21 protein-coding genes, 1 pseudogene and 1 riboswitch are annotated in these 25,254 nt (G+C 34.9%); of the genes and pseudogenes, 9 read left to right on the plus strand and 13 right to left on the minus strand.

Annotated elements, in window-relative coordinates; translation table 11 throughout:
- The first annotated feature begins 348 nt into the window (after window positions 1-348).
- The 7 genes from glgB to CD003_RS13100 all read left to right on the plus strand — a co-directional run bounded on the left by glgB (window position 349) and on the right by CD003_RS13100 (window position 10,028).
- Window positions 349-2,241 carry a 1,4-alpha-glucan branching protein GlgB gene (gene glgB, locus CD003_RS13070; protein ID WP_096201543.1) on the plus strand — a complete coding sequence of 631 codons (1,893 nt, stop codon included), beginning with the start codon at window positions 349-351 and terminating at the stop codon, window positions 2,239-2,241.
- Between the two features lie 24 nt (window positions 2,242-2,265).
- A complete protein-coding gene (locus tag CD003_RS13075) occupies window positions 2,266-3,420 on the plus strand; it encodes a glucose-1-phosphate adenylyltransferase (RefSeq protein WP_096201544.1) in 1,155 nt (384 codons plus the stop codon).
- Between the two features lie 29 nt (window positions 3,421-3,449).
- On the plus strand, window positions 3,450-4,556 hold the full coding sequence (gene glgD, locus CD003_RS13080; RefSeq protein WP_096201545.1) for a glucose-1-phosphate adenylyltransferase subunit GlgD: 1,107 nt from the start codon (window positions 3,450-3,452) through the stop codon (window positions 4,554-4,556).
- A 159-nt stretch (window positions 4,557-4,715) separates the two neighbouring features.
- Window positions 4,716-6,137, plus strand: a complete 1,422-nt coding sequence (gene glgA / locus CD003_RS13085; protein WP_096201546.1) for a glycogen synthase GlgA — start codon at window positions 4,716-4,718, stop codon at window positions 6,135-6,137.
- Between the two features lie 4 nt (window positions 6,138-6,141).
- Window positions 6,142-8,574: a glycogen/starch/alpha-glucan phosphorylase gene (locus CD003_RS13090; RefSeq protein ID WP_096201547.1), complete on the plus strand. Its 2,433-nt coding sequence runs from the start codon at window positions 6,142-6,144 to the stop codon at window positions 8,572-8,574.
- Window positions 8,575-8,746: 172 nt separating this feature from the next.
- Window positions 8,747-9,139, plus strand: coding sequence for a response regulator (locus tag CD003_RS13095; protein WP_096201548.1), 393 nt, complete (start codon window positions 8,747-8,749; stop codon window positions 9,137-9,139).
- Entirely contained in the window at window positions 9,132-10,028 is an 897-nt protein-coding gene (locus CD003_RS13100) for a hypothetical protein (RefSeq protein WP_096201549.1), read from the plus strand. The genes CD003_RS13095 and CD003_RS13100 overlap by 8 nt, the downstream gene beginning before the upstream one ends.
- 192 nt (window positions 10,029-10,220) lie before the next feature.
- Here CD003_RS13100 and CD003_RS22685 read toward each other — a convergent pair whose 3' ends face one another.
- The 3 genes and pseudogenes from CD003_RS22685 to CD003_RS13110 all read right to left on the minus strand — a co-directional run bounded on the left by CD003_RS22685 (window position 10,221) and on the right by CD003_RS13110 (window position 12,056).
- The gene (locus CD003_RS22685) at window positions 10,221-10,814 is read right to left on the minus strand and encodes a cache domain-containing protein (RefSeq protein WP_373558572.1); all 594 of its coding nucleotides are present in this window, start codon (window positions 10,812-10,814) and stop codon (window positions 10,221-10,223) included.
- Window positions 10,815-10,997: 183 nt separating this feature from the next.
- Window positions 10,998-11,231, minus strand: a pseudogene (locus CD003_RS22690) (methyl-accepting chemotaxis protein); the annotation flags it as partial.
- Between the two features lie 114 nt (window positions 11,232-11,345).
- On the minus strand, window positions 11,346-12,056 hold the full coding sequence (locus tag CD003_RS13110; protein ID WP_096201551.1) for a glycerophosphodiester phosphodiesterase: 711 nt from the start codon (window positions 12,054-12,056) through the stop codon (window positions 11,346-11,348).
- Window positions 12,057-12,391: 335 nt separating this feature from the next.
- Window positions 12,392-12,477: riboswitch (cyclic di-GMP riboswitch) on the plus strand.
- Between the two features lie 79 nt (window positions 12,478-12,556).
- Here CD003_RS13110 and CD003_RS13115 point away from each other — a divergent pair.
- Window positions 12,557-13,279: an EAL domain-containing protein gene (locus CD003_RS13115; RefSeq protein WP_096201552.1), complete on the plus strand. Its 723-nt coding sequence runs from the start codon at window positions 12,557-12,559 to the stop codon at window positions 13,277-13,279.
- 65 nt (window positions 13,280-13,344) lie between these two features.
- Here the strand turns inward: CD003_RS13115 and CD003_RS13120 are convergent, their stop codons facing one another.
- From CD003_RS13120 to CD003_RS13130, 3 genes are all read right to left on the minus strand, one after another.
- The gene (locus CD003_RS13120) at window positions 13,345-14,886 is read right to left on the minus strand and encodes a sensor domain-containing diguanylate cyclase (RefSeq protein WP_096201553.1); all 1,542 of its coding nucleotides are present in this window, start codon (window positions 14,884-14,886) and stop codon (window positions 13,345-13,347) included.
- 167 nt (window positions 14,887-15,053) lie between these two features.
- A complete protein-coding gene (ald, locus tag CD003_RS13125; protein ID WP_096201554.1) occupies window positions 15,054-16,187 on the minus strand; it encodes an alanine dehydrogenase in 1,134 nt (377 codons plus the stop codon).
- A 159-nt stretch (window positions 16,188-16,346) separates the two neighbouring features.
- Window positions 16,347-17,585 carry a PucR family transcriptional regulator gene (locus tag CD003_RS13130; RefSeq protein ID WP_096201555.1) on the minus strand — a complete coding sequence of 413 codons (1,239 nt, stop codon included), beginning with the start codon at window positions 17,583-17,585 and terminating at the stop codon, window positions 16,347-16,349.
- Between the two features lie 247 nt (window positions 17,586-17,832).
- Between CD003_RS13130 and CD003_RS13135 the strand changes: the two genes are divergently transcribed.
- Complete coding sequence (locus tag CD003_RS13135; protein WP_096201556.1) at window positions 17,833-19,545, plus strand: HD domain-containing phosphohydrolase; 1,713 nt, start codon at window positions 17,833-17,835, stop codon at window positions 19,543-19,545.
- Between the two features lie 52 nt (window positions 19,546-19,597).
- Here CD003_RS13135 and CD003_RS13140 read toward each other — a convergent pair whose 3' ends face one another.
- From CD003_RS13140 to CD003_RS13165, 7 genes are all read right to left on the minus strand, one after another.
- Window positions 19,598-20,494 (minus strand): manganese catalase family protein, encoded by an 897-nt coding sequence (locus tag CD003_RS13140; protein WP_096201557.1) that lies wholly within the window; start codon window positions 20,492-20,494, stop codon window positions 19,598-19,600.
- 453 nt (window positions 20,495-20,947) lie between these two features.
- Window positions 20,948-21,172, minus strand: a complete 225-nt coding sequence (locus tag CD003_RS13145) for a hypothetical protein (RefSeq protein WP_096201558.1) — start codon at window positions 21,170-21,172, stop codon at window positions 20,948-20,950.
- 21 nt (window positions 21,173-21,193) lie between these two features.
- Window positions 21,194-21,346 (minus strand): hypothetical protein, encoded by a 153-nt coding sequence (locus CD003_RS21905; protein ID WP_179295546.1) that lies wholly within the window; start codon window positions 21,344-21,346, stop codon window positions 21,194-21,196.
- Window positions 21,347-21,406: 60 nt separating this feature from the next.
- Window positions 21,407-21,964, minus strand: coding sequence for a hypothetical protein (locus CD003_RS13150; RefSeq protein ID WP_096201559.1), 558 nt, complete (start codon window positions 21,962-21,964; stop codon window positions 21,407-21,409).
- 137 nt (window positions 21,965-22,101) lie between these two features.
- Complete coding sequence (gene rocF, locus CD003_RS13155; RefSeq protein WP_373558573.1) at window positions 22,102-22,974, minus strand: arginase; 873 nt, start codon at window positions 22,972-22,974, stop codon at window positions 22,102-22,104.
- A 140-nt stretch (window positions 22,975-23,114) separates the two neighbouring features.
- A complete protein-coding gene (locus CD003_RS13160; protein ID WP_096201561.1) occupies window positions 23,115-24,302 on the minus strand; it encodes an ornithine--oxo-acid transaminase in 1,188 nt (395 codons plus the stop codon).
- Between the two features lie 20 nt (window positions 24,303-24,322).
- Window positions 24,323-25,240: a proline dehydrogenase family protein gene (locus CD003_RS13165; protein WP_096201562.1), complete on the minus strand. Its 918-nt coding sequence runs from the start codon at window positions 25,238-25,240 to the stop codon at window positions 24,323-24,325.
- Window positions 25,241-25,254 lie beyond the last annotated feature (14 nt).

The following is a 25,254-nucleotide window of genomic DNA, read 5'->3' on the forward strand; positions in this document are numbered from 1 at the left end:
CCTCCTACTTTTCATTGTTACGTCCTCCTTATATCTTTTTTCATAAATGGATTCTTTATGCAAAATGTTACTTATAAACGTTTAAATGCATTTATGTTCCTTACAGTTAACCAATATAATCAGATTTTGTTGGTTACTGTCAGATTTTTTGATATGAAATAAATCGGTACGAGAGAGGATTTAGATATCTAGTAGCGAAATGGATTACTAGCAGTCATTTGATCGTTCCATTCATACATCTACTACTTAGAAACCCATACATGATGCCTACATCTATCTTTTTAATATCCATAAATTTGAAATACAACTTCGACTTTTACTTAAAATTGGAAGGTTGTGAACACCAATATGAACAGCAATGGCCCAACTGAGCATGATATTTTTCTCTTCCATCAAGGCAATCTTTTTCATAGCTATGAAATGCTAGGGGCTCATCTGATAACTGAAAATAATATATCAGGGGTACGCTTTACTGTTTGGGCTCCAAATGCCCAACAAATAAATGTTATTGGGGATTTTAATAATTGGAATGGGATAAACCATCCAATGCATAAGATAGATCATTGTGGAATTTGGTCTACCTTTATTCCAGTTAGTGTTCATACAAACTATAAATATGAAATTCTAACAACTAATAACGAGTTATTAGTAAAAGCAGACCCTTATGCTTTTTATTCGGAAGTTCGTCCTAATACAGCGTCAACAGTCGTAGATTTACATCAATACAAATGGAATGACGAAAAATGGCAAAAGGAAAAACAAGAAAAAAACATATATGAACAACCATTATCCATATATGAAGTTCACCTCGGTTCTTGGAAAAGAAAAGAAAACGGCGATTTTTATTCGTACCGAGAATTAGCAGATGAGTTAATCGATTATGTTGCTGAATTAGGATACACACATATCGAAATTCTTCCAGTAACAGAGCACCCCTATGACAGATCGTGGGGGTATCAAACTACTGGATATTTTTCATTAACAAGTCGTTTTGGTACACCTGATGACTTTATGTATTTTGTTGATCAATGTCATCAAAAAGGAATTGGTGTGTTTCTAGATTGGGTACCTAGTCACTTTTGTAAAGATTCACATGGATTACGGCTATTTGATGGAACACCACTATATGAATATAGCGATTCTCGAAAGGCAGATAAAGGAGAATGGGGAACATTAAGCTTTGATTTCGGAAAACCCGAAGTAAATAGTTTCTTAATTTCAAACGCAATTTTTTGGCTAGATATGTACCATATTGATGGACTTCGTGTTGATGCTGTCTCTAGTATGCTCTATTTGAATTATGGAAAAGAAAAGCACCTTCACACAAAAAATCAGTATGGTGGAGATGAAAATATCGAGGCAATTCAATTTTTACGAAGGTTAAATGGGGCGGTTTTCGAACAATTTCCAAATACTTATATGATGGCTGAGGAGTCTACCGCTTGGCCACTTGTAAGTTCTCCTGTTTATCTAGGTGGACTAGGTTTTAATTACAAATGGAATATGGGTTGGATGAATGACATGCTGAAATACATGGAAATGGACCCTATTCACCGAAAATGGCATCATCAGTTAATTACATTTTCTTTCTTCTATACATTTTCAGAAAATTATATTCTTCCTTTATCCCATGATGAAGTTGTCCATGGGAAGAAATCACTTCTTAATAAAATGCCCGGAGATTACTGGCAAAAGTTTGCAAACTTACGCTTACTTCTTGGCTATATGACGACACACCCCGGAAAGAAACTTCTTTTCATGGGTGGTGAATTTGGACAATTTGATGAATGGAAAGACCTTGAAGACCTAGATTGGGAGGTGCTTGACTATCCTTTACATCAGTCCATGAACGAGTACGTAAAGCAATTAAATACTTTTTACTTAAAAGAAAATTCACTATGGGAATTAGACCACGTTGAAGAAGGGTTTCAATGGATTGATCCTCATGACTATAACCAAAGCATTATTTCTTTTATCCGAAAAGGTAAATCAAAAAAAGACTTTATCATTGTTATTTGTAACTTTACTCCCAATGTCCATTACGACCACCACATCGGTGTTCCTTATGAAGGTGTATATTATGAGACATTCAATAGTGATCACGAACTCTTTGGGGGTTCGGGACAATGTCACGACACTAAACTTCATAGTGAAAAAATAAAATGGCACAACCAACCTCATCGAATTACAATCAAAATCCCTCCATTAGGGATGACTTTATTGAAATTAGATAAATCTTAACTTGAAAGAGCGAGGAGAATTGCAATGAATCGAAAAAATGAATGTGTCGGTATGTTACTAGCAGGCGGAGAAGGAAAACGTCTCGGACTTCTTACAAAGAAAATCGCAAAACCAGCTGTTCACTTTGGTGGAAAGTATCGAATCATCGACTTCACATTAAGTAATTGCACAAATTCAGGAATTAATGCTGTTGGAGTACTCACTCAATACGAGCCACTTGCTTTAAATACTCATCTAGGGATAGGAAGCCCTTGGGATTTAGATAGAAGAGACGGAGGGTTATCTGTCCTTTCACCATTTATCGAAAAACAAGGTGGGTCTTGGTACAAGGGGACAGCTGATGCTATCTATCAAAATATCAATTTCATTGAACAACATAACCCGGAATACGTGTTGATAATTTCTGGTGACCACATATATAAAATGAATTATGCCGCGATGCTTTCTTACCATAAAGATCTCTCTGCTGATGCTACGATCTCTGTCATTGAGGTACCTTGGGAAGAAGCGAATCGATTCGGTATTATGAATACTAATGAGGAACTTACCGTTACAGAATTTGAAGAAAAACCGGAAAATCCTCAAAATAACCTTGCTTCAATGGGAATTTATATTTTCAAATGGGAGGTACTTCGTAACTATCTAATAAATGATGCAAAAAAACCTGAGTCTAGCCATGACTTCGGAAAAGATATTATCCCAGAGATGCTAAAAGATCAACGTAAAATGGTTGCCTTTCCGTTCAGAGGATATTGGAAGGATGTTGGAACGGTTCAAAGCTTCTGGGAAGCAAACATGGATTTATTAAAGGATAAACCTTCACTCCAGTTAAATGAGCATAATTTGAGAATTTATTCGGTAAACCCTAACCAACCCCCTCAATACATTGCCTCTTCAGCAAAAGTAAGTTGCTCACTTATTAATGAAGGATGCCTTATTTACGGCTCAGTTGATCATTCTGTTCTTTTTTACGGTGTTGAAGTGCAAAAAAATAGTCAAATCAATCATTCAGTCATTATGCCAAATGTAAAAATTGGTGAAAATGTTGTTATTGAAAGAGCTATTATTAATGAAGGAACTGTTATTCCAAATAACACACATATAAAACCGATAGACCCAAACGAAATAATTGTTTTAGATAAAGATTCTTTTATTAATGAACATGTAGTTACCAATTAACGATAGTGAGCAGGAGGCTTATTTAAAAAATGAAAACGCTAATGGGAGTTATTAACTTAGATTCTGAAATGGATTACTTAAATGAATTAACATATTTTCGATGTGGAGCAGCAGTACCTTTTGGTGGCCGCTATCGTTTAATAGATTTTGTTCTCTCTAATATGGTCAATTCAAACATGAGTGATATTGCTGTGTTTACTAGAAAAAAATACCGTTCGTTAATGGACCATCTTGGTACGGGAGCAGCATGGGACTTAGATAGAAAACGAGGTGGGCTTTTTATTCTTCCCCCTGATTGGAATGACCCAACCGATATTTCCAAAGGTGATTTGCAACATTTTCATAATAACCGAGATTTCTTTCATCGAGGTCTATCTCAATATGTCCTTATAACTGGTAGTCAAAACATATGTAATATTGACTATTCTAAGGCTTTTCAAGCTCATTTGGATAGCGACGCAGATATTACCGTCATCTACAAACCAGTTGACCAATTAGAAGAGGAGCATCGCCAATGCCACAAACTAGAATTAGATGTTAATAAACAAGTTTTGAATATTACAAACGATCATCACAATTCTAATATAGGGATGGGTATGTATATCATGAGTAAGAAGCTATTACTAGAGCTTGTTGAGCATTGCATTGCTAGAGGTATGGATAACCTCTTTAGAGATGGTGTAATCGGAAACCTCGACCGCTTAAACGTTCATGCCTATGAATACAACGGCTATTTAGCTGTAATTAATTCGATTGAAAGTTACTACAAACACAGCATGTCCCTATTGTGCCCTACCGTTTATTCCAACTTATTTTTTAACGAACAAGTCATTTATACAAAGGTAAAGGATGAACCACCAGCAAAGTATTTAAAAGGTGCAACTGTTCAAAATTCACTAATTGCCAATGGTTGTGTCATTGATGGTCATGTTGAAAATAGTATTTTATTTAGAGGTGTTCATATTGAAAAAGGTGCCTCAGTCAAAAATTCTATTATCATGCAACGCTCCGATGTAAAAGAAAACGTTCAGCTAGAAAACGTCATATTAGATAAAGATATTATACTCTCACCTGATCGAACATTCATAGGAGCTACTGAACAACCGTACGTACTAGCAAAAAGAAGAGTAATGTAAGAGAACAATATAAGCAAAGCCGACTTTTGTATGAGCGTAATTATTACCCTACTATTCAAACAATTGTTCAATCACTATAAATAATTTAATAAAGAGATTACTCGTGGTGTAAGAAATACTTGCACCACTTTCTAGTAGTTTATAAAAGGAGAGAAAATCATGAAAGTGCTTTTCGTTGCATCTGAATGCACACCATTTATGAAAACAGGAGGACTCGCCGATGTTATCGGCTCTCTTCCAAAAGCATTACAAAAATTACATATCGATGTTCGTGTTATCTTACCTAAGTTTGATGAAATCCCACAGCATTTTAAAGAAAAAATGACATATCTGAAAGAAATTAATGTTCCAGTTGGGTGGAGAAACCAATATTGTGGCATTCAAGAATTACAGCATGAGAATATTACATACTATTTTATTGACAATGAGTACTACTTTAAACGTCCTGGTTTGTACGGCTATTATGATGAAGCAGAGCGCTTTGTCTATTTTTGTCATGCTGTCATAGAGGGAATTAAACTAATTGACTTTCAACCTGACGTGATTCATTGTCATGATTGGCAAACAGCTCTTATTCCTTCTTATTTAAGAACGGTGTATTCAGAGGATTCTTTTTATAAACAGATTAAAACGATGTTTACAATCCATAATCTTGCGTACCAAGGGATTTTTTCTAAGTCGATTTATCAAGATATGCTTCATTTTGCCCCTGAACACTATTTTGGGATTGAGTATAACGGTGACATAAACTTTTTAAAAGGAGCACTTGTTCATTCTGACGTTGTAACAACTGTTAGTGAAACGTATGCACATGAAATTAAAACACCCTATTTTGGTGAAGGCTTAGATTCATTACTTAAAGAACGTTCCATTTACGGAATTGTGAATGGAATCGATTATGATGAGTTTAATCCGGGTACGGACCAGTATCTTACACATCACTTTACACACTCTGTACAAGACAAGAGAAAAAATAAGTTAGAACTTCAAAAGGAGTTAGGATTGCCTGTTTCCGAACAAAAACCGATGATCGCACTCGTATCAAGATTAGTAGAACAAAAGGGCTTACCTTTAATTACTTCTCTACTCGATGAAATAGCTTCTTTCGATATACAGTTTGTAATTCTAGGAACTGGTGATAAGGAATTTGAGCAAGCTTTTCAAAAGGCATCAACACGCTATCCAACGAAGATATCGACCCAACTCTTTTTTAATGAAAAACTAGCGAGAAAAATTTATGCAGCATCCGATATGTTCTTAATGCCCTCCCGCTTTGAACCGTGTGGCATTGGACAATTGATTGCTTTACGTTACGAAAGCGTACCCATAGTTAGAGAAACAGGTGGATTAAACGACACTATAAAATCATTTTGTGAGTTTTCAAAGGAAGGTAATGGCTTTACATTTACGAATTACAATGCTCATGACATGCTTCATACGATCAAAAGAGCTCTTCATTTTTATGAAGATGAAGTGATTTGGAGTGAGTTGTTACAGAATATTTATAGAACGAACTTTAGTTGGGATAATTCCGCAAACCAATACAAACAGCTTTATGTTACTAATCATAAGGAGTGGTAAATCAATGTTTTCAAGTAAGGATAAATTTAAAGAAGCATTTATTGAAAAATTAGAGACATCATTCGGTAAAACCTTGCAAAGTGCTTCACCAATGGAGATTTACCAAACAATAGGTTCGTTAGTGAAAGAGAAAATTAATCGGAATTGGCTTGATACGAATGAGCAATATCATAATAACCAAGAAAAACAAGTTTACTATTTTTCTATGGAGTTCTTGCTTGGGCGTTTGACTGAAAGTAATTTGTTAAACACCGGTACGTTAACAATTTGTAAAGAAGGATTAGAAGACTTAGGGATTAATGTAGAAGAAGTATTCGCACAAGAACACGATGCTGGATTAGGAAACGGAGGACTAGGACGTCTAGCAGCTTGCTTTCTAGACTCTATGGCCTCTCTTAGCTTACCTGGTCATGGCTGTGGTATTCGATATAAATATGGATTATTCCAACAAAAAATGATTGATGGTTATCAAGTAGAGCTTCCTGATTACTGGCTTAAAGAAGAATACGTTTGGGAAGTACGTCGTTCTGACAAGGCAGTAAAAGTTCAATTTGGTGGTAGAGTTGAGATGGAAGATACAGGAGATAAACTTCTTTTCCATCAACGAGATTGTGAAACAGTCATTGCTGTACCATATGATGTACCGATTGTTGGCTATAAAAATAAAACAGTAAATACATTAAGACTTTGGAGTGCAGAATCAACTTCAAATGATTTTAATTTCCATACATCTAACCGCCATGATTACCATAATTACTTAGATTATAAACGGTCTATTGAAACAATTTCCGAATTTCTATATCCTGACGATTCTTATTTTGAAGGTAAACTTTTGCGCTTGAAACAGCAATATTTCCTTGTCTCTGCTGGCTTACAAAGTGTTATTCGAACATTCAAGGAAAAATATAATTGCAGTCTCACTTGTCTACCAGAAAAAGTAGCAATTCAAATCAATGATACTCATCCAAGCTTAATTGTGCCTGAGTTAATGAGAATTCTAGTTGATGAAGAAGGTTTCGATTGGGACGAAGCGTGGAATATAACAACAGAAACTCTAGCATATACGAACCATACGACACTTAGCGAAGCACTTGAGAAATGGCCTGTGCACATGGTTCAGTCACTTCTTCCTCGAATCTATATGATTATCGAAGAAATTAATGAAAGGTTTTGTCGAAGCTTATGGGATAAATACCCGGAACTACGTGACAATATTGCTGAGCTTGCAATTATCGCTTATGACCAAGTTCACATGGCGCACCTAGCAATAGTAGGAAGCCATAGTGTGAATGGTGTTGCGAAAATCCATACCGATATACTTAAGAAAAAAGAAATGAAGAAGTTTTATCATATCTATCCAGATAAATTTAATAACAAAACAAATGGAATTACACACAGAAGATGGCTTCTTAATGCTAATCCAAAACTCGCATCCATTGTCTCTAATGCAATTGGTGAACGCTGGATTCAACAACCAAAAGAGCTAATTGATCTAATCAAGTATACATCGGACTCATCCTTCCAAGAAAAAGTAGCCCAAGTAAAAAAAGAAAATAAAATCGAGCTTGCTTCACTCATTAATGCCCAATGTGGAATCAAAGTTGATGAGCATTCTATTTTTGACGTTCAAATCAAACGACTTCATGGATACAAAAGACAGCTACTTAATATCTTTCACATCATTCATATGTACAATGTCATAAAGGAAAATCCAAATCTAGATATTACACCCCGTACCTTTATTTTTGGTGCGAAAGCTGCGCCAAGCTATCATTTTGCTAAAAAGGTAATCAAATTAATTTTAACAACTGCTAATATCGTTAATAATGACCCGTCAATTAATAACAAGATAAAAATCGTTTTCTTAGAAAATTATAGTGTATCCCTAGCAGAGAAAATCATTCCAGCTGCAGATGTAAGTGAACAAATCTCTACCGCTAGTAAAGAAGCATCCGGAACTGGAAATATGAAGTTAATGATGAATGGTGCATTAACTCTCGGGACATTGGATGGAGCAAATGTAGAGATAAAGGATATGGTCGGCAATGATAATATATTTATTTTTGGCCTAACATCTGACGAAGTACTCCATTATCAACAACATGGTGGCTACCGAGCACGCGATATTTATAATTCAGACAACCGAGTTAGAACAGTCCTTGACCAACTAGTTAATGGCTTCTTTAGTAAAGATGAAGTAGAGTTTAAAGATATTTTTTATACGATTCTATCAAACAATGACGAATACTTTGTTTTAAAAGATTTTGATAGTTATGCAGAGTCTCAAGTAATTGTCGATCAAAATTACCGTAATCCATCACAGTGGCTTAAGAAGAGTATTACTAACATCGCTCATTCCGGGAAATTTTCAAGTGACCGTACAATTTCAGAGTACGCAAGTGAAATATGGGGAATACGCCCTATAACGATTCAATAACGTTTCTACCGTGTCTATATTACTAATTATTCTATGAATATAAATCCTTACCATTTTTCTAAATAAATGATAAAATACTGATTACTAGCTATGAATACTTCAATTGTAGTGATTTATTCACTTATCAGTACACAACTAAATTCCTAGGAAAATTTAAGGAGGTTTTTGACTCATGCAAGTTAAAGATTTAAAAGTATTAGTTTGTGATGACTCTATGCTAATTAGAAAGAAGATGAAGGATGCCCTAGCGAAAGCAGGTTGTGAAAACATCCAAGAGGCAGAAAACGGACAAATTGCGGTAGACAAATGTAAGGAAGATGCTCCACACATCGTGTTTATGGATATTGTTATGCCTGATAAAGATGGAATCAAAGCATTGACCGAAATAAAAGAATTTAACTCAAAAATAAAAGTCATTATGGCATCATCAGCAGGTACACAATCACACTTAAAAAAGGCGATTCACCTTGGGGCGTACGATTTCATCCAAAAGCCTATTGCGCAAAATTCTATCGATTCAATTATTGATAAAATTTTGAAAGAAGGTGAAGAGTCTCGTGTTTAGTCAATATTTTGGTAATTATTTATTAAATAAGGGATTACTCAGCCCAGAGCAATTAGAAACAGCTTTAGAATTACAAAAGTCAACTCACCTTAAACTAGGAGTTCTTTCTGTGAACGCAGGATATATGTCAGCTGCACAAGTAGAAGAAGTACACCAAAAACAAATGCAAGTAGATAAACGGTTTGGTGAGATTGCCATCGATTTAGGATACATGACAGATGCACAGCTAGAGGATCTACTATCCTCACAAAAACATAGTCATCTTCTTCTAGGGCAAGTTTTACTAGATGAAAATATTATGACTCTTGAGCAGTTCTCACAAACATTAAACGAATATAAAGAAGAAAACGGTCTTTCTGATGAGCAATTTTCTTCTATTAAAAGAGGAGACATTAATACACTAGTTGATACGATGATTAATGTTGACGATTCTTCAAACAGTGATTTATACAAAGATTATCTATCGCTATTTGCTAAAAATATGATTCGTTTTGTAGATGATCAAATTCGCATTGAGTCATTAAGCACTCCAGAGCTTCTTGAAACAGAATGGCTAGTACATCAAAATATTTCTGGTGAAAACAATCTATACACAGCGATACTTGCTGACGAAAAAGTTTTTATAGACGTTGCTAAAAAATACTCTCAAGAAGATATTACTGAGCCCGACGAATTAGCTCAAGCATCAGTAAGTGAATTCTTGAACCTTCATAATGGTATTTTCCTAGTGAATATGTCTAATAGAGATGTTGAGTTAGAAATGGCGCCTCAACAAGTTGAACAAAAGAAAACTCTATCTAACCTTGAGCGTGTGCTTCTTGTATCTGTTCACGTTCCAGCAGGAATATTTCACGTAGCACTAGCAAAAGAACCACCAACTGTAAAATAAAATCTCGTAGACTTTATTTATTGCAGCGGAGTCTGTGCCTATTTATAAGTCAAATGATAAGCGGTTTCTTATCATTTGACGCGCACAGTGCGGAGCCATTGCCACCTTGAATACACTTCCACCACATATAAAAAAGCTGATTACAATGTAACCAACTTCACCATACTTAAAGTTTACTTTCTAAACCACCTCTTATATACTCTCACTAACTATCACTGACCAACCTTTTCCTCTATACGCGTTATAACCCTTTGTTTTACAGTAAGCAAAGATTTTATCCTTATGTGAAGAATCTCGTTCAATTGTGTATCCTCTATCTGATTCATTGGAACAAACTTTTTTTACTGCCTCTAAGTAAGTTAAATCCCTCTCTAAAATACCAACTCTGTCCTTTGAAGCAATAACAACGCCTTGACTATTAATCAAATACAACTCACTTTCTTCATCAACTTTTACATTATCGATAATCTCATAGACATATTCCCAGTTAAAACGAGTCGTAAATACACCTAATACCTCTCCATTATCATCAAAAACAGGAGCAGAATAATTCATAGCATGTCCATTAATTACGGAAGAGAAATACATATCAGAAACGTATACATCTTTTCTTTGAATTGTTTCTTTAAACCAATCACGGTCAGACATATCTCTTCCCACTTGAGATTGGTTGTTGCCAGCAGCAACGATAATACCTTCTTTATTTACAACAAAAAGGTCATAGTATACCTCATAAATATCGATAATCTTTTTCATTAATGTCTTAGCAGTTGCTACATGCTCCATTGTCCCTTCTCTAAGACAGTTTTTTATAGCGTTAAAGGCTGCCCATGCTTGAACATCACAGTTTCTCTCAAACAAGTTTCTATCAATTTTATCAATTGTATCAAAAGCGACATCGACTGTACGTACAGCAATAACTTCATTTGCCTTTTGTTGAATATTCTCTATCAAAATATTACTTTCTTTATTTGCTTTTAAACTTTGGTCAGCAAACTTTTTAATTTCTCCTGCGACAACCGAGAATCCCCGTCCTGCTTCCCCAGCTCTAGCAGCTTCTATCGCTGAATTCAAGGCAAGTAAATTAGCATGAGTTGCAACCTGATTAACTGTCTTCATGACTAATTCCATTTCTTTATTAGCCTCTTTTAATTCATTCAATAGATTAGAAACATTAAGTGAATCAATTTTCTCTTTCTCCATCAAAAACAGCCCTTTCCTACCTACTAAATCTCATAATCTAAATTTTCTAAAATAATCATTAATTATATCATATATAGGAAAAGTGGACTATGAAAAGTTAAAAACCAAAAATCGTTAGTTAATTACTTTTTCAGGATGGTTTGTACATATTACAATATCAGGATGTATTAATTTCACAAAGACAATCTCTTCTTCAGTATTCGGTGTCCATGTAACTATTTTATAACCACGTGCAATATAATGCTCTGCAAATTCTTTAGTCAAAAAAGGAAAAGCGATTGAAATAACTGTAGAACCTGTTAACTCAAGCTGTTCCTCTAGTAATGTAACACTCCCCGCAAACACTAATCCAGTTTCTATTAAAGGTTCATTTTTTAATTCCTTTATTTTCTGATGATCAAATGATGTGATAACAACCTCATGTTCCATCTCATATTTTTTAACTAAAGCAACAACCGTATTAATTATCTTTGGATAAAAATAACCAGCAGACTTTAATTCCAGGTTCAACCGTATTCTTCCTTTTGCTCTTATTAGTAATTCTTCTAACGTAGGTATCTTCTCTCCTTCATACTCTTCTGAGTACCATGACCCTGCATCAAGTTCTTTAAGTTCAGACAAGGTTTTGCCATTTACTAACCCCGTACCATTCGTTGTTCGTTCTAATGTAAAATCATGAATTAAAACCGGTACACCGTCTTTAGACATGTGAACATCTGTCTCTATCGAATCAATCTTATCTTCATTAATAGCCAACTCAAAAGCTGCTAATGTATTTTCAGGTGCCTTACCTGACCAGCCTCGATGCGCCATGCACTTATTCATCTACAACACACCCTTTCGAGAGCAATTGTTTATTGTTAATGATTAATTAGGAAAAACTTTATTTCCAGTTCATACAAGAAAAGGACTTATTATATTTTACTAGTTATATTTTACCTAGAATATATACTCATAAGTTAGCTCCTAGAAGCTATTCTTCCTTTATAGGTAGTTTAGTAATACTATTCGCGATAAAGTGGATAAATCCATCCTTTAGAAATAACTTTTTTAGTACTAACGAAATAAATTTTTGTAATATTTTGTCGAGTGTATTGCTGTTTTATCATATTTTGTTTATAATTGTCTAAACGCTATATTCAAAGTGTTTATAATAAAAATAACGATAATGGCAAACTTATTTAAAGATAAGGACGCAAAGCCACGGACCTAAGTCACATGTTGATATGGTAGCCGAGCCGCCGAAGGATACTGGATCAAAAAGGTGAACCTATTCTTGAGGTTTACCTTTTTTTATTAAGTAAATAAAGGATGGGTCGATTATTTTGTCTATTGAAATGTTTATTCGAGAAGAGGAATTCTATCATTATTTTCAGCCAATCTACAGCTTAGGATCTTTTGAAAGGTTGGGGTATGAGGTCCTACTTAGGTCTAATGTTTATGCTAATCCTGAAATCGCTTTCTTAGAAGCAAAAAAAGCAAAAAAGCTTTATGAGTTGGATTCGCGGTCCATTCATAAAGCCCTCTGCACCTACCATTCAGCAGGACAATCAAAAAATGGAGAAACTTTATTTTTAAATGTCTTTCCATCGACGATTTTACATAATAACTTTCCCATTTTTCTCAAGAGAATTATTACTGAAAACTATCTAACTAGTCAACAGATTGTACTTGAAATTTCCGAATCTGAGGTTATTGATGATTTTTGCATATTTAAATCAAGGATACTAGAACTAAAAAAACTGGGTTTCTTAATTGCAATTGACGATATTGGAAGAGGTTATGCTAATTTTCAATCAATAATTGAACTAGATCCGGATTATCTTAAATTGGATCGATATTTAGCAAAAGATTTACATTTGTCAAAGCAAAAACAAAACCTTATTACCTTCCTACACAGCTATTGTGAGCGAGAAAATAAACATCTAATATTAGAAGGTTTAGAAGATGATAATGAATTATCCGTAGCTAAAACATTGGGAATTCCTTATGGACAAGGGTATTTATTAGGAAAACCAGCTTCATTAAGTAATGTTGTTATGTGTTAATATCAAGTGCTAGCCACTTAAACAAAAAATCGATAAAGTATACATTATGTATACTTTATCGATTTTTAATAAGATAACACTGTTTTGTTACGTCCTTCTCTTTTTGATTGATATAACGCACCATCTACCCGTTTAAGAAATGAATTTATATCTTCACCTGCCTGATAACAACCCACACCTAAAGAAATTGTAATATATCCACCAGTAGGACTAATTGTATGGCTTACATTTTCACGCATTCTCTCAGCAATATTCATCGCATCATTATCATTTGTATTTGGCAACAAAATAATGAACTCTTCACCACCTAGTCTCACACATACATCAACACTTCTGACAAACTCTTTCATCTTCTTAGATAAAAATATTAAGACTTCGTCACCCATCTGATGGCCAAATTCGTCGTTAACTTTTTTAAAGTAATCAATATCAATAATAATGAGGGAGAAAGGCTTTTGTTCATTCTTCAATTGAACTAATGTTTCATCGAAATATCGTCTATTTCCGAGTCCTGTTAGTGGATCGGTCAGTGAATTAGTTTTATAGGTATTAATACTACTTTCTTTTATTTGCACAAAATTTTCTAATGTTTTATTTAATTGTTCAGCCTCAAAATACCATGTTGGAATATCTGGCTTTTCAGTTTTTAACGTATCTGACTCATTATTAAAAATAAAAAGTGCTAATTTTCGAAGCGGAGAAGCTAATCTATCTGTGAAAAACACAGTGCATATAATAAGCAAGATTACAAATGGGATTGAATACAAAAAGACCTTCTGAACCAAGTTCCAAACCGGAGCAATTGCCACACTATAAGGAGTTTGTGATACGACGCCCCACTGGCTAGACGGTATATATGTGTATCCTGCAAGAAAGTCTATCCCCTGTGAGTTTGTAATGAATTGCGAACCACTTTCACCATCAATTAAGCTTTCAATTACTTCATTATTCCTAACAACTTCTCCAATACGATTTACATCAGGATGATATAATAATGTGCCATTATTATCTACAACGTAAACATATGAACCATCTTTAGCATAATGTTCACCTAATATCGTTCTTATAATATTATCTTCTTGTAAATAAACAGTACCTGCTAAAAAACCTATATAATTTCCTTCTTCACCCCATAATGGCGTAGACACCATAAGAATCAAGCGATTGGAAATAGAAATATAAGGATCTGATATGAGAGTTTTTTTATGCAGTAGAGATTCGTTCGCCCCCAAGGATGTAAGTTTTTCACCTTCAATACCTACGTAGGGTGATGCACTTATGATAATACCCTCATTATTAACTACTGCGACTGAATTAAAATCCTTACTACTATGCAACAATCGCTCTAATTTTCCATCTATATTACGACCATGAGTTAAATCATCCGCAATATCATATTGTCTTTGTTTTAATACAAATGTCATTGTTGTAAAAACTTCATCTGCTAATTGTGCAAGCTTTTCAGAATATACACTGTTAATTTCTAATGAATGATTGACTACGTTTTGCTTAGTTACAACATAGGCAGAGAATAACGTAGAAAATAATATACTTATGATAACGAAAAAAGTAAGTAATAATATCCAGAAGCGTAAAGTTTTCTTCATGATCCATTCCTTTAACTATCAATTCAATATTTTAACAATTAATAGTATAACAAATATTTGAAGAAAAGTATTATCTTTTAAAAGAATCAACATGGTTTATCTTCCTCAATAAAAAGCCTACTAAGTATATAATTAACTATATCTTAGTAGGCTTTCCTTTTTTGTTACTATACAGTTGTTGTTTCGTTTAATAGCGCATTTTCAATCGTAACATAATCATATCCTAAGTCTCTAGCAACAGCTTCATACGTAACTGCTCCACCTGCAACATTTAACCCTAATGCTAATGCTGGATTTTCTTGTAATGCTTGTGTCACACCTTTGTTAGCAATCTGAAGTGCATATGGTACTGTGACATTTGTAAGAGCTAATGTCGATGTTCTTGGTACAGCACCTGGCATGTTTGCTACAGCATAGTGTACAACGTCATGCTTAACATATGTTGGGTTATCATGCGTTGTAATTTTGTCTACAGTCTCAATAATTCCACCTTGATCAATTGCTACATCAACGACTACTGAACCTGGTTTCATTGACTTAATCATGTCTTCGGTCACTAATTTAGGTGCTTTTGCTCCTGGAATTAGTACAGCTCCAATTAATAAATCACTCTCAGCAACTGCTTCAGCAATGTTTAATGGGTTTGACATTAATGTATTAATTTCATTACCAAAGATATCATCAAGCTGACGTAAGCGTTCCGGACTTAAATCAATAATTGTTACGTCTGCTCCTAATCCCATTGCAAGCTTAGCTGCATTCGTTCCAACAACTCCACCACCGATAACCGTTACCTTACCACGTTTCACTCCTGGTACACCAGCTAACAGAATTCCCTTACCACCCTTTGGCTTCTCAAGAAATTGAGCTCCAATTTGTGCAGCCATTCTTCCTGCTACTTCACTCATTGGCGTAAGTAATGGTAATGTACGATTTACCTCTACTGTTTCATAAGCAATTGCAGTAACCTCACTCTTTACTAGAGCTTCTGCTAGCTTAGGTTCTGCAGCTAAATGAAGATAAGTGAATAAGATATGTCCCTTTTTAAAATAAGCATACTCCTCTTGAAGAGGTTCTTTTACCTTCATCACCATTTCAGCACGAGCCCATACTTCGGCAGATTGTTCTACCATTTCTGCCCCCGCTGCTACATAAGCTATATCTTCAAAACCACTGCCTTCTCCTGCACTTTTTTCTATTAAAACCGTATGTCCTCCATTTACAAAGCTAAGTACTCCTGCCGGTGTTAAAGCCACACGATTTTCATTATTTTTAATTTCCTTAGGTACACCAATAATCATTTATCTTCCTCCTCCAAGTTCTTCTATAATAAGTATACAAGGATAGGAAAATAGTTACTTTGTTTAGAATATAAAAAGTTAGGAAGACTCTTTGTGTAATTTTACAAACCTAATAGTAGGGAGCAAGGCAAAAGAGAAAAAAACCCTTTTCCTTTCTCCCTACAATAACCTACGTAATTTATACTCTAAGTATAAATCTAATTTCTCTTTCGGATCAGACAGGTTAATATTAGTTAATTCAACGATACGTTTTATTCGATAATTTAGTGTGTTTGGATGAATATGAAGGATTTTTGCTGCTTCATTTACATGACAATCAGAGTCTAAATAGACCTCAAGAGATTGAAAGAGTTCTGTTTGATTTTTATCGTCATAGGACTTTAATGTTAGTAATGACAATGGGAAGTGACTCTCATTTTCTCTATTCTCTACTATTCCTTCTAAATAACGATAAATCCCAAGCCCTTGATAGCTAAGAACATTTTCTAGCTCTTTAGGGAATTGCTCTTTTAATGCTAATGCCTTTAACGCCTCTTTATAACTGTTCTCCGTTTTAAGAACATCCTGATAAATAAAACCATGGCAGCTTTTTACGTTTTTTATGTGATAGCGTAGATCCCATTGCTCAATAGCAAACCGAATAAATTCACGTAACATCGTTTCATCTAGATTCCCTTTGTTTTTTACAACAAACAGAGTTAATTCATTTTCTTGAAATAAAAAGAAGGGAATATCCACATGTTCACTAGCATGCAAAAAATACGTTATCTGTCTTTTTAATGCCTCAGACAAAGAGGTTTCAAAATGAAAAACTATGACAGAAAAGGATGACGGTAAGGCTAGTGCTAATTTATGAAAATTAGCTTCTATTCTATCTCTTGAACGAATTCCTCCGGTAAGTAACTGCCAAAAGAATTGTTGGTAGCCTTCTTCCTTCCTCTTTTCCTGCAAACTTCTTTTTAATAAGAATGTCTTCACTGTTTCTGTTGCCTCTTGTAAAAAAGATAAACCAGCATTCGTTAACGACTTATCTAGCTCTAGTATCCAAATATACCCTAGTATTTCTTGTTGCTTACGAATCGAGATTGCTACACGATTTCCTAGCCCGATATCATCTATCGCCTTAATCCTAACGGGCTTTTCATCTTGATGTAATTTTTCTATTATCCCTTTTTTCCATAAGCGATGAATGACAGACTGTGGGACTTGTCTCGAAATAATTGTCTCTATCCTAGCGGTATCTGTTCTTATATCATGTTTACTATATGCCAAAAGTCTATGACTACCATCTTCAAGTGTCACAGGACATCCAAGCATATCACTTATATAATCAACAATACCTTCTAGGTCATAGAAGTTTGATTTTAGTGGATTATCTTTTTCTGTAGGCTGGAACATAGCTTAACTCCTATCATTACAAACTCCATATCTTTCTTTTATTATAAACTCATTTTGATAAAAAACGAACATAAGGTGTTCCTAAAAAACACCTTATTTCATCGTTACTTTGTACCATATTTATACATTTGAATTGTGCTATACTACGCCTATTTACCCTTATTAGCAACACACGCCCTTCACTAAATAGACAAACTAACATAGCGTATTATTAGAATATAGTTTTCTTAAGTAGGGATTGGTAAGTATGATTATGAAAAAGCTTAAAGATGCATACGCAGATGAAATAATAGCTAAAGATGTTTACTATCAAAACAAACTTATCCTCAAAGAAGGAACCACGTTAACAAAATCCTTAAAGGAAAAGCTGAAAAAATTGGGAGTAAACGAAATCTATGTCCAATCAGATACACCAGAAAAGAAGAAAAAAATAACTACCACTGGTCAAACTCAGAGTAATAGTCAATCTCAGCAAATAGAAGAAAACTCGTATTTGTTCTATGAAACATTAAAAGAAATTTTTCTTGAATCTCGATACGGATTAGCTTTAAACAATATTGAGGAAATTCATTGGCTATCCAACCTCTTTACTAAAATAATCACTAATGATAGTAAAAAACTACTCACACAGTTAAAAGAATGGGATTATGACAGCTTTCTGCATTCATTTGATGTATTTATCATCAGCTCATTGATAGCCAAAATGCTAAAGGTTAAAAATATTGAAGAGTTCGCTTCTGGTTGTTTACTACATGACATAGGGAAAAAGTCGATTCAAAAGTCAGTTTTACAGAAAACAGATAAGTTGACAATCGAGGAGTACAATCAATTAAAAGAGCATGTGAACCACGGTGAAAAAATCTTATCAAAAATGAATTTCTCGCAAAAAATACTAAAATTAACCAAACACCATCACGAAAGACTAGATGGGAACGGATATCCCAGTCAACTAAAAGAAAATGAAATTGATACAGAGTTACGAATACTTTCAGTTGTTGATGTCTTTTCAGCTCTATCCTTAAAACGTCACTATCGAAAAGCTCTTAGTTCAATTGAAGCCATACAATTTTTATTAAACAACGATGAACAATTTGATTTAGAAATTATTAAGCATCTCTGTCTTCTCCTTCAAATATACCCACCACAGACCACTGTACGTTTATCTAATGAAAAGCTTGCAAAAATTATGTATGTAAATCATGCAAAACCCTACCTTCCACTCATTCAAGAAATCCAAACAGAATCTACCTTTGAACTCCCCACCGACTTTACAATTAAAGTTACTCATATCAACACATTTGACCAATCCTTGGTCAAACATGAACAGGAAGAAAAGCATGAATGGAAAAAATTCTTCTATAGCCTCATACAAGGTCAGCGAAACGATGCAATATATTATTTCGAAAAACTTGCTGATGGAATGAGAGTTGAAGACATCTATACAAATATATTTGCAAAAATCTTGAAGGAAATCGGTGATAAATGGGAAGTTGGAGAACTCACAATTGCCGAAGAGCACATTGTTTCTGTTCTAATAAGAGAAATAATGAATATTAAGCTACCGAATTACATTCAGGAAGGTATAACAAAAGGTAAGGTTGCACTATTAACTTTAGGAACTGAACAACATAAACTACCTCTAAAAATAGTTTCCGATGCTCTCGAGGTTAATGGATGGAACATTCACAACCTCGAAGTCACCTTACCAGTCAATGATTTACTTGCATTTTTAAATAAGAAGAAAATCGATTATGTTGGCTTTTCTGTGACAATGCCTCATAACCTTCAATTATTAAAAAGAGTCATTGAAAGAATTCAGGGGCACTCCCCTCATATTGGCATTCTACTAGGTGGTTTAGCCCTCGATTCAAATCATGGTTTTAAGGGATGCTTATATGCAAATGATGCGAAAGAAGCTGTTAGAATAATGAATGAACATTATCAGCAGCATAAAAATTAAATAAAATCGGTCCAAAAGAATATTTCTCTCTCTTGGACCGACCTATTGAATACTATAATCCAGCTTCTCTTTGCAATCGTTTCGCTATTTCATTAAAGTCTTCATGTGATATACCAGGCGCAAACAGTTGAGGGACTTCCTCATAATCAGGCATTGGCGCTCCTTCTGGTGAACCTATAATCACTTCTACAGGCTGACCATCACTAGGGTGTTTTCCTTTCCAAATTTTATCAATGTCACGATAATCTGAAGGACTCCATGTATATAACTTACGATGAATTCCTTGCTCTTCAAACTTTCGAGTAGCATCAAACTTTTTATTATCAAGATCTGGAATAGGAATCATCTTGGTCATATCTACACCTGTCGCAACTTCAAGAGCTTTGGCATATGCGACAACATGCACTCCTCCTCGAACAAGTAAGTAACCAATCATTTCACGAGCTACAGGATTATCAGTCATCTCATACACCCTCATCTTATGGGTACGTGCTCCGCATTCTAAGAAGAAATTATGAAGTAAGTCTAATATTAAATTACCACTATTAAATACATTTCTTCCATCCCAAGGCCTACCCATATTATCTCCAGGCGTAGACGTTTGCGCTGTTGCAATAAAATGATCGAGACTTCTCTTATCTACTGCATTACGAAGTGGTTGATTATCTGGATCTCCTGGGTATGTGGCACCCTCGAGCATCAAATTCACTGTATTTGCAACTAACTCAACATGGCCGAATTCTTCAGCAGTAATACTAGCAATTAAATCATAAAAAGGCTTTAACTTGCGCTTTTGTCGAAAGTTAAACGATTGGTACATATAATTATTTAACGTAGACATTTCACCGAATTCTCCACCCAATAACTCTTGCACTGCCGTCGCAGCATTTGGGTCAGCATGTTTGGGTCGTGGTAAATCGATTAACAATTTATCAATTCGATGAATCATAACAATCCCTCCAAAAATCTTAGTTAAATCTAGAAAAGATACTGGTGCTTTCTTTCCCAAATTAAAGGAACACGCATCACTAGGAAAATATGTCATTCACTAAGATCTATGAAGGATTATGTCATGATATAACAAAAAATTAGTTGAATTCTTGTACCAATTTAAAGATTATATCAGAATCCTGTCCAAATTAAGAGCGGAACACAAATAAGAGGCTAGGATAAAAGGTCCTTTTGACCTTTTATCCCAGCCTCGGAGCAATCAGCGGAGTCGCTACATCTTTTTAAAGCCATGAAAGGAGTGGGTTTCTCCTTTCATGGCGCGTAGCGAACGGAGCCATTGCACCCTCTATCGAAGACTTGTATCCCAACTTCTTATCTTTAAAACGTATTAATGTTGTGCTCCATTAATTAGAATATACTTCTAGCTATGTTTTTAAAGCTTCAGATGTACCTAATTATTCTCATTTTGTTGACCTAATTCCTTATCAGCAACAAAAGATTCATTTGCTTCCTTCAACTCATTATACTGGTCTACTGAGTCACCACCATAATATGGTGTGGTACTTCGTGGTGCTTTAGGGTTTATATCAGACCTAATCGTTATTTCTTCTTGTTCAGGAGTATCAGTTAAAACATCCTTAATTGATTTATTTAGGTTAGGCTGTTGGTCTTTCATGTTCTACACCCCTTTCTTATTTTAATGAGATCTTTGCCTCATTCCTTTTGCATCCTGACTAATTTCTTCCTGAATATCTGCCTGGATCATCTTATCTGATAACTCTCGCTTATCGGTTTTTACTGGACGTGGTTGATTATTATTTCGACTAGCTTGCTCATTCCAATCACCCATCTAATCTCCTCCAATTTTTTTAGTAGTTTCAGTCGTTATTTTCTTCAATTGAAAGAAATTTCATGCAAACTTTTCCTGATGAACAAGACGACTTAATTTCTCATTCATTTCTTCTAGTTCATTAAAGCGATTTACGACATTTTCGATATACTCATGTTGTTCTTCAACGCTTGCAAACACTTCTTCTACCATAGCTGTATCTCCACCTAAACCAACAAACATCGTGTCTCTAAGAGTCAGGAAAAAATAATTAGTCAAAAGTAACCCACCAATTCCTGATAAAGCAATTGAACGATAATTATGGTACAGAGTAATAAATACGAGGCTTACATAAACCATTAGATAGTTTGATAGTTTAGGTGAAGTTATACCCATAACAAAAGTTAACGTTAAAAATGCGATTGCTACTATATATTGCAGGTGAAATGGAATTAATTCTCTATATGCAAATGTAGAAATTACTATTGAGGCTATTAAACCTGCAATAGAATAGGCTATCAATCCGTTCAATGGAACATTGCTAATAAAATTACTTACTAGCCCAAGTATGAATGCCCCCCAAACCAAATTGGATAGCAACTTATTTCTTTTAACAAACACATCTCGTTTTGAATTCACGTAACAAGTCTCCTTTCATTAGTAGATATAAAAAACAACAATGAATGAATAATCATTCATTAAGTGGGTAAAAAAATAACACCGGAACAGTGTTATTCTACTAGTATACTAATTTTCTGAAAATTATGCAAACATTTCTACCAAAGTAAATTTTCCCCTAATAGGGAAGCTATTAAGGCTACAGCAACCGTCGCTGTTTTATTTTTGTCGTCTAGTATTGGGTTAACCTCTACAAATTCAGCTGATGTAATAACATTTGCTTCTGCTAGCATTTCCATCGCCAAATGACTTTCTCTGTAGCTAATTCCTCCAATAACAGGTGTTCCAACACCTGGAGCATCGTTAGGGTCAATTCCATCTAAATCTAGACTAAGGTGAACTCCGTCTGTTCCATTAGATACGTGTTGTATCGTTTCTTCCATTACCTTTGTCATCCCGATACGATCTATTTCATGCATTGTATAAACTTTAATTCCTTTTTCCTTAATTAACTTCTTTTCTCCTTCATCTAAACATCTTGCTCCAATTATAACGATGTTCTCAGGAGATATTTTTGCACGCTCTCCTCCAATTCCAGTTAATGAAGGGTGCCCGATACCTAAGCTAACAGCTAATGGCATCCCATGAATATTGCCTGAAGGAGATGTCTCATTACAATTTAAATCACCGTGTGCATCAAACCAAATGACACCAAGTTTTTTTCTTGTTTGAGTGACGCCAGCAATGGAACCAATCGCAATGCTATGGTCTCCACCTAACATAAGAGGAAAATCACCATCCTCTGACATCTCTGCAATTTTTGAATATAAAGTTGTATTTGCTGACACTACTTCTTGTAAATTATTTAATTCATCTTTATCTTTCTTAACTTGACGTCCCGGACGATTGATTGGGATATCCCCATAGTCACGCACGTTATAACCCAATGTTTCTAGCCTTTCAATTACACCGGCATAGCGCATAGCACTTGGTCCCATGTCTACACCACGACGATTTTGACCTAAATCCATAGGCACACCAATTACACCAATCTTCTTTTTCAATCTACTCCCACCCTCTTTATGAGTTATGAATTATGAGTTATGAGTTATGAATTGTTAATGGTTAAAAATTAAATACATTCTGTTTCTAGTATTATAGATAGAGAGTTTTAAAGTACTTGTTTGATTTTTTGGAAGGCCCAGTCTATTTCTTCTTTTTTTATGACAAGGGGAGGTGCTAATCGAATAACATTTTCATGCGTCTCTTTACAAAGGATACCTAATTGTTTCAATTTTTCACAGTACTTTCTTGCTGGTTGAGTTAATTCAATCCCAATAAATAGCCCTCTTCCTCGTACTTCTTTTACAATATCACTCTGTAACCCTTGCAACTTCTTTATTAAATAGTCTCCTAATTGACGTGAATTAGTTACTAGTTTCTCGTCTTCTATGACTTTGAGAGCTGCAATTGCTGTAGCGCAAGCAAGGGGATTGCCCCCAAATGTAGAGCCGTGAGAGCCTGGATTAAAGACAGATAATATTTCGTGATTTGCTACCACTGAGGAAATTGGCATTACCCCTCCACCTAATGCCTTTCCTAAAATGTACATATCAGGTGTAACCTGTTCCCAATCACAAGCAAACCACTGTCCAGACCGCCCTAATCCAGATTGTATTTCGTCAGCAATAAATAATACATTTTTTCGAGAGCAAATCTCTCTCACTTCTTTTAGATAACCGTCCGGTGGAATAACAATTCCTGCCTCTCCTTGAATTGGCTCTACTAGAAAAGCAGCTGTATTTTCTGTAATAGCTTCTTCAAGTGCTTTACTATCACCATAAGGGATAACCTTAATTCCTGGAAGCATTGGTCCAAAATCTTCTTTATATTCATCATTAGATGACAAGGAGACAGCAGCTAGCGTTCGACCATGAAAGTTATTCTCACAAACGATAATTTCAGCTTTGTCTTTAGTTATCCCTTTGTTTCGATAACCCCAACGCCTTGCTGCTTTAATCGCTGTTTCCACTGCCTCTGCCCCAGTATTCATTGGTAGCACTTTAGTTTTGCCTGTTAATTCTACAACTTTATGATAAAAGGAACCTAGCTGATCATTATAGAATGCCCGTGATGTTAGGGTGATTTTATCTGCTTGCTTCTTTAAGGCATCAATAATTCTTGGGTGTCTATGTCCTTGATTTAGTGCTGAATAGGCACTTAGCATATCTAGGTACCGGTTTCCTTCAGGGTCCCTCACCCAAACCCCTTCAGCTTCGGATATGACAATAGGAAGTGGCAGATAATTTTTTGCTCCGTACTGTTCAGTTTGTTGGATTATATTTTTCGATTGATTCATCCTAGCCTCCATTTTTTAGTTTATTTCGAGAACAAACCTCTCAATGCAAAGCTTACATTTTGAGGTCGTTCTGCTAATCGTCGCATGAAATAACCAAACCAATCATCACCAAATGGAATATACACTCTCATTTTATAGCCTTCTTTTACTAAAGCTATCTGTAGATTCGTTCGAAAACCATAAAGCATTTGAAATTCAAATTGGTCCTTCGGGATACTTTCTCTTTCAGCAAATTTCTTTACTCTTTCAATTATGCGGTGGTCATGTGTTGCGATAGCGGTATAGCTTCCACTTTTTAAATGGGACTGAATTATTTTATAATAGTTTTCATCAATTTTTTTCTTATTTTGAATAGCTACTTTACTCGATTCTTTGTAGGCTCCTTTTACTAGCCTAAGAGGAATGCCTTGTAGTTTTGTCACATCATCTTCGGAACGAAATAAATAAGCTTGAATGACGGTACCTACATTATCGTATTCCTTTCGTAGCTCAGTTAATATATCTAGAGTTTGCTGACAATGTGTGTAGTCTTCCATATCAATTCTTACAAAATTATTATAGTTCCTTGCTCGCTCAACAATTCGACGCATGTTCTCTAGGCAGAATTCCTTACTTATATCTAGACCCAATTGAGTGAGCTTTAAAGATAGATTACAATCTACTTTTCCTTTAGCGATTTTATCTAATGTTTCAATACAATAGTTCGTTGCTTCTTCTGCTTCTTTTTTCGTCGTAACAAATTCCCCTAAATGATCTAATGTACAAGATAACCCTCTATCATTTAACTCATTAACCTTTTCAATTGCACTTTCTATTGTTGTACCGGCTACTACCTGTGATGCACCAAGCTTAAGACCCCACTTTTTAGCCGCTGCGTTCATTGGTCTATTTTGTGAGAGATAAATAAAAAAGGCTTTTAATGGCTTATTTAGTACCATTTGCTTCACCCCCG

The sequence above is a fragment of the Bacillus sp. FJAT-45350 genome (assembly GCF_002335805.1).
Lineage (GTDB): Bacteria > Bacillota > Bacilli > Bacillales > NISU01 > FJAT-45350.

Excerpts from the sequence above, each read along its gene's own strand:
- glgB (WP_096201543.1), top strand. The coding sequence starts at position 349 with ATGAACAGCAATGGCCCAACTGAGCATGATATTTTTCTCTTCCATCAA.
- CD003_RS13075 (WP_096201544.1), top strand. The coding sequence starts at position 2,266 with ATGAATCGAAAAAATGAATGTGTCGGTATGTTACTAGCAGGCGGAGAA.
- glgD (WP_096201545.1), top strand. The coding sequence starts at position 3,450 with ATGAAAACGCTAATGGGAGTTATTAACTTAGATTCTGAAATGGATTAC.
- glgA (WP_096201546.1), top strand. The coding sequence starts at position 4,716 with ATGAAAGTGCTTTTCGTTGCATCTGAATGCACACCATTTATGAAAACA.
- CD003_RS13090 (WP_096201547.1), top strand. The coding sequence starts at position 6,142 with ATGTTTTCAAGTAAGGATAAATTTAAAGAAGCATTTATTGAAAAATTA.
- CD003_RS13095 (WP_096201548.1), top strand. The coding sequence starts at position 8,747 with ATGCAAGTTAAAGATTTAAAAGTATTAGTTTGTGATGACTCTATGCTA.
- CD003_RS22685 (WP_373558572.1), bottom strand. The coding sequence starts at position 10,814 with ATGGAGCATGTAGCAACTGCTAAGACATTAATGAAAAAGATTATCGAT.
- CD003_RS13110 (WP_096201551.1), bottom strand. The coding sequence starts at position 12,056 with ATGAATAAGTGCATGGCGCATCGAGGCTGGTCAGGTAAGGCACCTGAA.
- CD003_RS13120 (WP_096201553.1), bottom strand. The coding sequence starts at position 14,886 with ATGAAGAAAACTTTACGCTTCTGGATATTATTACTTACTTTTTTCGTT.
- ald (WP_096201554.1), bottom strand. The coding sequence starts at position 16,187 with ATGATTATTGGTGTACCTAAGGAAATTAAAAATAATGAAAATCGTGTG.
- CD003_RS13130 (WP_096201555.1), bottom strand. The coding sequence starts at position 17,585 with ATGTTCCAGCCTACAGAAAAAGATAATCCACTAAAATCAAACTTCTAT.
- CD003_RS13135 (WP_096201556.1), top strand. The coding sequence starts at position 17,833 with ATGATTATGAAAAAGCTTAAAGATGCATACGCAGATGAAATAATAGCT.
- CD003_RS13140 (WP_096201557.1), bottom strand. The coding sequence starts at position 20,494 with ATGATTCATCGAATTGATAAATTGTTAATCGATTTACCACGACCCAAA.
- CD003_RS13145 (WP_096201558.1), bottom strand. The coding sequence starts at position 21,172 with ATGAAAGACCAACAGCCTAACCTAAATAAATCAATTAAGGATGTTTTA.
- CD003_RS21905 (WP_179295546.1), bottom strand. The coding sequence starts at position 21,346 with ATGGGTGATTGGAATGAGCAAGCTAGTCGAAATAATAATCAACCACGT.
- rocF (WP_373558573.1), bottom strand. The coding sequence starts at position 22,974 with ATGGATTTAGGTCAAAATCGTCGTGGTGTAGACATGGGACCAAGTGCT.
- CD003_RS13160 (WP_096201561.1), bottom strand. The coding sequence starts at position 24,302 with ATGAATCAATCGAAAAATATAATCCAACAAACTGAACAGTACGGAGCA.
- CD003_RS13165 (WP_096201562.1), bottom strand. The coding sequence starts at position 25,240 with ATGGTACTAAATAAGCCATTAAAAGCCTTTTTTATTTATCTCTCACAA.